Origin of the sequence: Streptomyces sp. L-9-10 (genome assembly GCF_004151105.1) — a bacterium.
In the GTDB taxonomy this organism is placed as follows: domain Bacteria; phylum Actinomycetota; class Actinomycetes; order Streptomycetales; family Streptomycetaceae; genus Streptomyces.
The window spans coordinates 103,586-113,837 of sequence record NZ_PHRF01000146.1 but is presented as its reverse complement, the minus strand read 5'-3'; the positions used below and the strand labels follow the sequence as shown (position 1 = coordinate 113,837).

General features: G+C 71.2%; 11 protein-coding genes and 1 pseudogene. 8 read left to right on the top strand and 4 right to left on the bottom strand.

The window, feature by feature from the left end:
- Positions 1 to 223: 223 nt before the first annotated feature.
- Positions 224 to 1,090, bottom strand: coding sequence for an NmrA family NAD(P)-binding protein (locus tag CU044_RS30990; protein WP_129772052.1), 867 nt, complete (start codon positions 1,088 to 1,090; stop codon positions 224 to 226).
- Positions 1,091 to 1,153: 63 nt separating this feature from the next.
- Between CU044_RS30990 and CU044_RS30985 the strand changes: the two genes are divergently transcribed.
- A complete protein-coding gene (locus tag CU044_RS30985) occupies positions 1,154 to 1,510 on the top strand; it encodes a helix-turn-helix domain-containing protein (RefSeq protein WP_129772051.1) in 357 nt (118 codons plus the stop codon).
- A 122-nt stretch (positions 1,511 to 1,632) separates the two neighbouring features.
- Here the strand turns inward: CU044_RS30985 and CU044_RS30980 are convergent, their stop codons facing one another.
- The gene (locus tag CU044_RS30980; RefSeq protein ID WP_165372016.1) at positions 1,633 to 2,559 is read right to left on the bottom strand and encodes a ketopantoate reductase family protein; all 927 of its coding nucleotides are present in this window, start codon (positions 2,557 to 2,559) and stop codon (positions 1,633 to 1,635) included.
- Between the two features lie 258 nt (positions 2,560 to 2,817).
- Between CU044_RS30980 and CU044_RS30975 the strand changes: the two genes are divergently transcribed.
- The 5 genes from CU044_RS30975 to CU044_RS30960 are packed head-to-tail and all read left to right on the top strand — an operon-like array spanning position 2,818 to position 6,452.
- Positions 2,818 to 3,834, top strand: coding sequence for a long-chain fatty acid--CoA ligase (locus CU044_RS30975; RefSeq protein WP_165372015.1), 1,017 nt, complete (start codon positions 2,818 to 2,820; stop codon positions 3,832 to 3,834).
- A 5-nt stretch (positions 3,835 to 3,839) separates the two neighbouring features.
- A complete protein-coding gene (locus CU044_RS30970) occupies positions 3,840 to 4,187 on the top strand; it encodes a hypothetical protein (RefSeq protein WP_129772048.1) in 348 nt (115 codons plus the stop codon).
- On the top strand, positions 4,154 to 5,377 hold the full coding sequence (locus CU044_RS30965) for a beta-ketoacyl reductase (RefSeq protein WP_129772047.1): 1,224 nt from the start codon (positions 4,154 to 4,156) through the stop codon (positions 5,375 to 5,377). The genes CU044_RS30970 and CU044_RS30965 overlap by 34 nt, the downstream gene beginning before the upstream one ends.
- Positions 5,263 to 5,643 (top strand): acyl carrier protein, encoded by a 381-nt coding sequence (locus CU044_RS39875; protein ID WP_240045968.1) that lies wholly within the window; start codon positions 5,263 to 5,265, stop codon positions 5,641 to 5,643. The genes CU044_RS30965 and CU044_RS39875 overlap by 115 nt, the downstream gene beginning before the upstream one ends.
- Entirely contained in the window at positions 5,538 to 6,452 is a 915-nt protein-coding gene (locus CU044_RS30960; RefSeq protein ID WP_129772046.1) for a thioesterase domain-containing protein, read from the top strand. The genes CU044_RS39875 and CU044_RS30960 overlap by 106 nt, the downstream gene beginning before the upstream one ends.
- Positions 6,453 to 6,936: 484 nt before the next feature.
- Here the strand turns inward: CU044_RS30960 and CU044_RS30955 are convergent, their stop codons facing one another.
- A complete protein-coding gene (locus tag CU044_RS30955; protein WP_129772045.1) occupies positions 6,937 to 7,527 on the bottom strand; it encodes a TetR/AcrR family transcriptional regulator in 591 nt (196 codons plus the stop codon).
- A 145-nt stretch (positions 7,528 to 7,672) separates the two neighbouring features.
- Here CU044_RS30955 and CU044_RS30950 point away from each other — a divergent pair, with 145 nt between their 5' ends.
- Both CU044_RS30950 and CU044_RS30945 read left to right on the top strand, forming a co-directional pair.
- Positions 7,673 to 8,407, top strand: coding sequence for an SDR family oxidoreductase (locus tag CU044_RS30950; protein ID WP_129772044.1), 735 nt, complete (start codon positions 7,673 to 7,675; stop codon positions 8,405 to 8,407).
- A gap of 33 nt (positions 8,408 to 8,440) precedes the next feature.
- A complete protein-coding gene (locus CU044_RS30945; protein WP_129772043.1) occupies positions 8,441 to 9,064 on the top strand; it encodes an NAD(P)-binding domain-containing protein in 624 nt (207 codons plus the stop codon).
- A gap of 325 nt (positions 9,065 to 9,389) precedes the next feature.
- Here CU044_RS30945 and CU044_RS30940 read toward each other — a convergent pair.
- Positions 9,390 to 10,020 (bottom strand): annotated as a pseudogene (locus tag CU044_RS30940) (DUF4158 domain-containing protein); the annotation flags it as partial.
- Positions 10,021 to 10,252: the final 232 nt, after the last annotated feature.

The window sequence follows — 10,252 nt, the reverse complement described above, 5'->3', positions numbered from 1 at the left end:
GGGGTGAAGGCGCGGGGTGAAGGCGCGGGGTGAACGCCGCCTCCGTCGTACGGCACAGTGCGTGCACCGCGTCCCGCACGGACCGCCTGGCCAGTGCGTCCGGCTCCACCGGGCGCCGTGTCCGCCACGCCTTCACCCGCCGGCCCACCGGCACCAGCCGCCACGGCCGGGCCCCGGACGCCGGCGCCCCGATCTCGGCCGCGGCGACCGCGAACGCGGCCGGTCAGAAACCGATGTCCTCCAGCCACCGGCTCGCGGTCCGGGGGGTGATGCCCAGCAGCTTCTGGGCAGAGTGATCGAGGGCGATCGCATACTCCGGGAACATGCCGAGAGCCCTGTACAGGTCCGCGACATCGGCAGCGGCGCCCTCTCCGATGAGCGGCGCGACGGAGGCGCGGAAGTCCTCGGGGCTGACTTCCTCGAAGCGCACGCGCCGCCCGAGCCGGGCGCCGAACGCCTCGGCCAGGTCCGGCGCCGTGATCGCCGGAGACTGCCCTACGGACACCACTCCGGTGACCTCCGGCCGCTCCAGCAGAGCGACCGCGACATCGGCGACGTCCAGGTGTGACGCCCATGACACGGGGAAGCCGGCCCGCATCGGGTAGGGCAGCACGCCCCGCTCGCGCACCGCTTCGACGATATACGGCATGAGCAGGTTCTCCAGGAACAGCGTGGGCGCGATCACCGCATGGGACACCCCGCTGTCCGCCAGGCCGCCCGCCAGCGTCGCCACGGCGTTCCCGGCCCGACCATCCGGATCGGCGCCGTCAGCGGGGGCAAGCGGCGAACCACTGGTCGAGAACACCACGCGCGCCGCCCCGGCGGCACGGACGGCGGCGACGATATTGCGCGCATAGGCCCGGCGCTCATCCTCCGAGGCCAGTGGCAGATGAACGAACACCGCCTCGGCGCCACGGTAGGCCCGTGTCAGTTCCGCTGTGGACGCATAGTCGGCGACAACCACCCGGGCACCGCTCACATCAGTGTCAGCGCTGCGGGTGACAGCGATGACCTTCTTGCCCGCAGCGGCCAGAGCCGCGGCAACAGGGGCACCCTGGGCGCCGGTCGCGCCGTGAATCACATAACTCATGCACCTATTAGTGCATGGAGTGCACCAGTTACATCAACTGCACTAATGGGCTATCGTCGGAGAATGACCAACTCCCGCCTGCCCGAGTGCGGTGTCGCCCGGTTTCTCACCCTGCTCAACGGGCCGTGGGCCACCCTCATCGTGCGCGAACTCCTGCACGGTCCCCGCCGCTTCACCGAATTGCGCGCCGCCCTGCCCGGCATCAGCCCGCACACCCTTACCAGCCGACTGCGCCAGTTCGAGGCCCACGGCATCGTCACCCGCACCGCCTACGCGCAGATCCCCCCACGCGTCGAGTACCGCCTCACCCCCCTCGGCGAAGGACTGCACGACGTCCTGAACGCCATGGCGGCCTGGGCCGTGACCGTTCCCGATGCCCGGTCCGAGGTCGTCGGCGACGCAGAGGCGGCATCTTCCTGACACGGATCACCCCGTGCGCCGACGAAGTGGCCGGCACGTGCCGAACTCGACGGCACCACTTGGGCGATAACCAGCCGCCGTCGGCTTCGGGTGCCCCGTCCGTCCCTGTGGCAGGACCAGTGTCACGCCGTGGCGGTACGCAGGTGTTCGTAGACGCGCAGGCGAGTGGTCGCGGCGTCGAGGCAGGGCGTGGGCGTGCCGGAGCGACGGGCCTGGTCGAGGAAGGCGCCCAGCATCGGCTCGACTTCGGTCGGCCGCCCGGCGGTCAGGTCGCGGTAGACGGAGGTCGTGAGCGGGGAGCCGGGCTGGGTGGCGGCCTCTTCCACGGAGGTGATCGCCTCGTCGCTCTGCGGATGGCCGGCCGCGGAGCAGACGGACGCGGCTTCCGCGACGATGGCGCGGGCGACGCCGGTACCTCCTGGCACGGCGACGATCTCGCCCACGGGCGCGTTCATCAGAGTGGTGAGCGCGGTGATGGAGACGATGAAGAACCACTTGCGCCACATCTCGCCGAGGATGTCCGTGCTCAGGGAGACAGTGATGCCGTCGACGCCGAGGAGGTCGGCGACGGTGGTGGGCCGCGTGCCGTCGAGGCCGCCGACCGTGAGGGACGCGGTGGGGTTCAGCTGTGCGGCGGCGCCGTCGGGCCGGAGGGCGGCGGCGATCATGGCCACACCGCCGAGCACCGCGCTCGTTCCGAACCGCCCGGTCAGCACGTCGATGTGAGCGACACCGTTGAGCAACGGCAGAATCCGTGTCCCGGGGCCGACGGCGACGGCGAGTTGATCGGCCACATCGGCGATGGCATCCGCGCGGGTGGTCAGCAGGATGAGGCCGAACGGGCCGTCAAGCCTGTCCGCGGTCACCACCGTGGGGGACAGCGTCAGGTCCTCGTCCGGCGTGACCAGGCGCAGACCGTGCGCGCGCAGGTGTTCGGCACGCGCGGGGCGGAGCAGGAAGGTGACGTCACGGCCCGCCTGGACCAGGCGGGCACCGAAGTACCCACCGGTGGCACCGGCGCCTACGACGAGGATGCGCTCGCCGCTCATCAGATCGTCCTCTCGGAGAGCCTCCACTGATGTGACTGATGTGTCCGAGCTTAAGCGCGTCCGCCACCCGCTGCCCGCCGTCGACCCCGGAGCAGCCGGCCCCCACCGTCCGCGATGTCCAGGGTGCTGTCGGTCCATGCGCCATTGAGCAGCTCAGCGGCAGCGGACGATGCCGGGCGCGGGACAGGCCCGGCCCGGCACGCCGGTCGTCTATCGTGATGAGGGCAACTCCCGCGTCCAGAGAAGGCGTTCACACTGGTGACAGCGCACACGACCGCCCTCTGTCCCCTGCCGGATCTGCTCCGGGAGCATGCCCGGCGCCTCGGTACCAAGACCGCCTTCCAGGACGACCGTTCCCGTGTGACCTACAGGGAGCTGGAACTGCGAACCGGCCGGCTGGCGGGACATCTCGTCAGTCTTGGTCTGCGGCACGGGGAACGCGCGGCGATCCTCCTGGGCAGCCGGGTGGAGGCCGTCGAGAGCGTCCTCGCCGTCACCAGAGCGGGCGCGGTCGGCGTGCCGATGGACTCGCGGAGCACCACCGCCGAGCTGGCACACCTGCTGGACGACAGTGGGGCCCGGGTCGTCTTCACCGACCGGTGTTCCCTGGGCCGGTTACTGCCGCTGCTGCCGGAGCGCCCCCGGCTGAGCGTGGTGCTCGTCGAGGATTCCGGGACGCGAGACGGGTCCCCGGCGGCGGGGACGAGTGACGGCTCGGCCGACGAAGCGGGCATGTTCCGCTACGCGGCCCTGGCCGCCACCGAGCCGCCCGTGCCGGCTCCGGATGATCTCGGGCTCGACGAGGTGGCCTGGCTCCTGTACACCTCCGGGTCGACCGGCCTGCCCAAGGGGGTGCTGTCCACCCAGCGCAACCGGCTGTCGTCGGTGGCGTCCGGTTTCGTCGCCGTCCTCGGCCTGTCGGCTGACGACCGCCTGCTCTGGCCCCTTCCCCTCCATCACGCCATGGGTCAACTCCTTTGCGTCCTCGGGGTGACCGCCACCGGAGCGTCCGCCATGCTCCTGCCGCCGTTCTCCGTGACGGACGTGCTGCGTGAACTTCGCCGGGCCGAAGACCCGTTCACGCTGCTGGCCGGTGTACCGGCGACGTACGGCAAGTTCCTCGACTCCGTGGGGGACGAGGGACTCGGAGCGCCCGCGCTGCGTGGCTGCGTCAGCGGGGGCGCCGCCGCCTCTCCCGCTTTCCAGCGGGCCTTCGAGGAGGTCTGCCGGGTTCCGTTCCTCGACCATTACTGGGCGGGCCTGGCCCGCGGTTGAGCGACATGCTCAGGCAGTCGGGCGTCCGGCCGACGGTCTACGCGGCCCCGGCCTCGGCGGCGGCCGACGCACCTGCCGTATTGGTCGCCTGCCCTCCGCTCACCTGGGCGGACGGACCGGACCGTGCGTCGGCCGTACACCGTACGGTCGGCTGGGCGCTGCGGCTCGTACAGGACTGGATCGCCGAGGAACGGCTCGCCGGCTCACGTCTCGTCGTCCTCACCTCGGGCGCCGTCGCCACCGGAGCCGAGCCGGGAGGGATCGGCGACGACGATGCCGCTCCTGTCCACGCACCTGTGTGTGGGGGCTGCTCCGTTCGGTGCAGACCGAGAACCCGGGCCGCTTCTCGCTGATCGACATCGACGACCATCCCGCGTCCGCGGGAGCCTTGGCCCGAGCCCTGACCAGCTCCGAGCCGCAGACAGCCCTACGCCACGGTGTCGCGTACGTTCCGAGGCTGGTCCGCGCCTCCCACGCGGCAGCGGCGACGGGAACGGCAACAGCAACGGCCGGTCGTGCGCCGCGTCGGCTGCACCCGGACGGCACCGTCCTGGTCACCGGAGGCTCCGGCTCCCTGGGCATGGCGTTCGCCCGTCACCTCGTGGTCGCGCACGGGGTACGTCATCCGCTGCTCGTGGGACGGCGCGGAGCCGATGCCCCGGGTGCCGCCGAACTGCGCGCGGAACTCACCGGACTGGGCGCGGAGGTTGAGGTGGCGGCCTGCGACGTCGCCGACCGTACGGCGCTCGCCGCTCTGCTCGCGAGCGTGCCGGAGGCGCACCCGCTGACCGGCGTGGTGCACACCGCGGGGGTCCTGGACGACGGCGTGGTCCCGGCGCTCACCCAGGAGCGGCTGGACCGCGTACTGAGACCGAAGGTGGACGCGGGCCTCGCCCTGCACGAGTTGACCCGGGGCGGCGACCTGGCGGTGTTCGCCCTGTTCTCGTCGGTGGCCGGGGTGTTCGGCTCCGGTGGCCAGGCCAACTACGCGGCGGCGAACTCGTTCCTGGACGCGCTGGCACAGCACCGCGGGGCGCTCGGGCTGCCCGGCACCTCCCTCGCCTGGGGACCGTGGCAGCAGAGCGGGGGGATGACGGCCGGACTCCGGGACACCGATCTGCGCCGGATGGCCCGTTCCGGTTTCGTCCCGCTGCGGATCGAGGAGGGCCTCTCGCTCTTCGACACCGCTGTCGAAGGGCAGGACGCGGTTCTCGTGACCGCTCGTCTCGACCCGGCGGAAACCAGGGCATTCGGGGCGCCGGGGGCGCCACTCTCCCGCGTACCGGGCCGAGGGCCCGTACGGAGGGCCTCCGCATCGCTCACGGGCCCCGCGTCGAAGGCGAGGACTCTCTGCGCCGACGGCTGGCCGCCACGCCCGCGGGTGAACGCGGTGTTCTGCTCCTCCCGCAGGTCCGAGCGGAAGCCGCCCTGGCACTCGGCCACGGCTCGGGGGATTCCGCCGTCGAGGCGGACCGCGCGCTGGCCGAGCTGGGCCTCGACTCACTGGCCGCCGTCGAATTGCGCAACCGGCTCGCGGCGCTGACGGGACTCGCCTTGCCCGCCACGCTCCTGTTCGACTACCCGACGCCGCGCGGGGTCGCCGCCCACCTGGAGGAACTCTGGTCCCGGAACGCGCCTGAATCACCCGGCCACTTGGCAGCTCCCCGGCGGCAGGACGGTGCGACGAAAGGACGTCGGCCCCGATGGGCACGGATGCCGACTCCTTGTCCGCGGATGCCGACTCCTTGTCCACGCTCTTCCGTACGGCGTGCGCCCGCGGCAAGGCATGGGACGGGATGGCCCTCCTGACGATCGCGTCACGTCTCCGTGAGGTGTTCGAGGACGCCGCGGTCCTGGGCTCACCGCCCTCGGCCGTCACCCTCGCGACAGGGGGCTCCGGGACCCGTCTGATCTGCTTCCCCGCCCTCAGCGCACTGTCGGGGCCCCATGAGTACGCCCGTTTCGGGCCGGCCTTCCAGGACCGGCGTCCGGTTTCGGTACTGCCGAACCCGGGCTTCCTGCCGCGGGAACCGCTGCCCGCCACGCTGGACGCCTTGGTGGCGGCGCAGGCCGCCGCCGTGCGCGCGTGTGCGGGAGACGAACCGTTCGTCCTGCTGGGGCACTCGGCCGGCGGATGGGTGGCACACGCGGTCGCCGGGGAACTGGAGAGCGCGGGGCTGATTCCGTCCGCCGTCGTCCTGATCGACACCTACCCCGGCGAGGAAAGCGGCCGTCTCGGCGGTCGCGGTGGCGACGGGCCCGCGCTCTCGGCGATGACCGCGGGCATGCTGGACAAGGCCGCGCAGTTCGCCTCGGCCGAGGCCGACCGGCTCACCGCGATGGCCGGCTATCTGGAGCTCTACGCCGGCTGGAAGCCGGCCGCCCTGACGGCCCCCACCCTCTACGTTCGGGCCGGAGACCGGCTGCCCGGCATCGAAGCGGCAGAGCCATGGAGCCTGCCGCACTCCGAGATCACCGTGCCCGGTGACCACTTCACCGTTCTGGAAGATCATTCCCGCACGACCGCCCTCGCCATCGACACCTGGCTCTCCGAGGAACTCACCGCTGGGGGAGCGTCAGGTGAAACCCCCGTGCCGCCCTCCGAAAGCCGGCCGTGACCAGCGCCCGGGGCCGCTACGGGTGCGACACACTCGCACCGGACGCGACCTGGTGTCTGAGGAACATCCCTGCCAGATCGTGCGCTGAGCGTTCGTTGGCCCTGGTGGGCGGCTGACGGAGCGTCGACCGCGGGGCCGGCCTGAAGTCGTTCCACGGATAACACCCCAATATCTGCGGTAGCTTGACCCGTCACCCGCTGTGACGTTCTCCGGCCGCTACGTGAAGCGCCCCTGTTATCCGCAGGCGGGGGCCGGTTGGCGCGACGGGGTGGAGTGGGCGCTGCGTTTCATCCCAGGAGCAGGGGTGAGTCAGAGCGGAGTGCCGGTACTCGTGCAGGTCCCAGCCCATCGGCTCGGCACCCTCAGTCTCTGTCCTGATCACGGACACAAGGGTTTCAAGATCCCACACCAGGACGTGCAACGCGCGCGCAGGGCAAGCTCATGCACATCGTCCGGCGTGGAGTAACACATCCTTCCGCCGCCGTCACCGGTCATCGCTGACTGTGGCGGGGATGGCGTTGTCGATGAGGACGGCGGCGATGGCGGCGGCGGCGGGGAAGGCGTCGGCGTTGAGGACCCGGGTGCGGGCCGCGGCGCCGTCGATGAGCAGCGCGAGCTGCTCGCCGAGCTGCTCGGCGCTGGCGGCGCCGGCTTCGCGGGCGGTGTCGGCGAGCCGCGCGGCGACGGCCTTCTTGTAGTCGCGCGCGTACTGGGACGCGGGGTGCTGGGGGTCGTGGAGTTCGACGGCGGCGGCGATGTAGGGGCACAGAGGGGTGGTGGGGGAGACGTCGAAGGCGGCGAGGAGCCGTTCGCGGGGCGTGAGGTCGGTGCGGTCGAACACGCCGGACAGAACGGAGGGGTCGAACCGGCGCAGGTACTCGGCGACGAGTTCGTCCTTGCCGGTGAAGTGCTGGTAGGCCGTGCGCTTGGACACCTCGGCCGTCGCGCAGAGCTGGTCCATGCCGGTGCGGTTGATGCCCTGCTCGCGGAACAGCTGCCGGGCCGCGCTGATGATGCGTTCGCGGGCGCCCCGGCCGCGGCGGCGGCCCGTGGGGCCCTTCTCCAACTCCGTCATGGCTCCATCCTACCGCAGCTAGGTAACGACCGGTGTACATAGTTTGCGTCCTGGCCCACCTGCCCAGTAGCGTAAGCACACAGGACGGTGTACATAACGCCGTCGGCCCAGGTACACACGGCACCACCGACTCAAGGGAATGACGATGGGAAAGCTCGACGGCAAGGTCGCGGTCATCACCGGCGGCACCACCGGCATGGCGCTGGCCGGCGCGAAGCTGTTCGTCGACGAGGGAGCGCACGTCTTCATCACCGGCCGCCGCCAGGAGGCCCTGGACGAGGCCGTGAAGCAGATCGGCCGCAACGTCACCGGCGTCCAGGGCGACGCCGCCGACCTGGACGACCTGGACCGCCTGTACGACACCGTCAAGCGGGAGAAGGGCAGCCTCGACGTACTGTGGGCCAGCGCCGGCGGCGGCGAGCCCGCCCCGCTCGGCGAGATCACCGAGGCCCAGTTCGACACCTGGTTCGGGCTCAACGCCCGCGGCACCCTGTTCACCGTGCAGAAGGCCCTTCCGCTCTTCAACGACGGCGGCTCCATCCTCATGACCGGCTCCAACGCCTCCCTCGGCGCCTTCCCCGGCTGGAGCGTCTACGCCGGCAGCAAGGCCGTCCAGCAGGCCTGGGCCCGCATCTGGCTCAACGAACTCAAGGACCGCCGCATCCGCGTCAACGTCCTGACCCCAGGCCAGGTCGCCACCGCCAAGCAGGAAGAACTCTTCGACGAGGCCACCAAGCGCCAGTTCGAGTCCCTCATCCCCCGCGGCCAGATGGGCCGCCCCGACGAGATCGCCACCGCCGCCCTCTTCCTCGCCTCCGACGACTCCAGCTACGTCAACGGCATGGAACTCGTCGCCGACGGCGGCACCACCGCCATCTGAACCGGACAACACACAACCAGGGCAGGACATCTCATGAGCAGGATCAGCATCATCGGCACCGGCAACATGGCCCGCACCATCGGCGCACGGGCGATAGCGGGCGGCAACACCGTCGAAGTCATGGGCCGCGATCAGCCCAAGGCCGCTGACCTGGCCAAGGCTCTCGGCGGCGGCACCACGACGGGAGAATGGGGCACCGCCCCGGCCGGGGACATCGTCATCGTGGCCCTGCTGTACGACGGCGTCGTGCCGGCCGTCACCCAGTACGGAGACGCTCTCGCGGGCAAGGTCATCGTCGACATCAGCAACCCCTTCAACTCCACGTTCGACGGGCTGGCCCACCACGAGGAGACCTCCATCGCGCAGGAGGTCGCCAAGGCGGCCCCGGCCGGCGCCAGCGTGGTGAAGGCGTTCAACACCGTCTTCCGCCATGTCCTGGAGAAGGGCAGGCCCGACGTCTTCATCGCCGGCGACAATGCGCAGGCCAAGGCAAGTGTCGAGGCGTTCATCGAGACCCTTGGGCTGCGCCCGCTGGACGTCGGCGGCCTGACCATGGCGCACTGGCTGGAAGGAGCGGGCGTGGTCACGGTGGGCCTCGCCAACCACGGGGTGGGGAACCTGGACTTCGCCCTCGGCATCACCGAACTTCCCGCCTGAGCGAAGCGCTCAAAGACCTGCCCCGGCGACGCGTCCATCCCCATGGGTCTCACCTCCGACCCGGGCGACTTCGACGGTCTCGGTGTTCTGCCGTTGATCGTGCTGACGATCTGCCCTTACGCGGCCGGACCTCCGGGGCAAACGCTGCCGCCATCTCCCTCTCCCCGCCCTTTCACCGACACCGGTTCACCGTGTCGACCGTGCTGGTCGAACGAGCCGGGCCGGGGAAGGCCCAGTGCGGCTTTCCCCGGCCCGGCCCCGGTCATTCGCCGTCGGTGGCGTGCTTGTCGCCCCGGCGCCCGAAGTACTTCGGGTTCGGCCACGCGACCTGGAAGGCGGTCGCCAGCTTCGCCGACGCCCGCTCCACCCGGGGCAGGGGCTTCAGCTTCTCCTTCGAAGCTCTCGCGCTCCGCCTTGGCCGGCAGCTTCGTCGCGATCAGGACCTCCAGCAGGTCCAGCGCGTCGTCCACCGCCCGCGAGGTGAGGTAGACCGTGGTGGCCAGCAGCGTCGCCGGCCGCCGCGCGTCCGAGTGTCGGCGGAGCAGCGACGCCTTGCCGTCCACCCCGTACCGCGACAGCTCCGCCAGGCGCCGCGGCGGTATCCCCGACACGTCCAGGGCACCCATCCCGAGCGCGGCGATCTCCTCCGCCCGCTCCAGCGCCCGCTTCATCTGCGGACCCGAGACCCGCACCGGCCCGCGCCGCAGCCGGTCCAGCTCCGACACCCGCTCACCCGGCGGAACCGTCAACAGGGAGTCCGGCACCGCCCGCTGCCCGACGCTCAGCATCCGATACAGGGTGTCCCACAGCCGCTGGTTCGCCGCCTCCCGCACCGAGCCCACCAGTCGGGCCAGACGGCTTGCCCCCGGCAGCAGCACCCGGCCCTCGCGCAGCCACCCCGCTGCCGCGTCGAACAACGCCTTCGGCCGGTCACCCGTCGTCCACGCCCGCGCGTCCAGCGGACCGCCTGCTCATCCGTCAGGAACTCGACCGCCACAACAGCTCTCCGAAGATCGACAACAACGACCCTCGAAGGCTCCGACGCTCAATCACCCCAGGTCAAAGCGCCAACCAGCCCGGCGAACGCTTAGCGCACGATCTGACACGGATGTTCCTCAGACCCCGACCTCGCCGCGTAGACGACCGGGTGAGCCGCTGAGGTGTCCGCACGGCGGGGAAGGCGTCCGG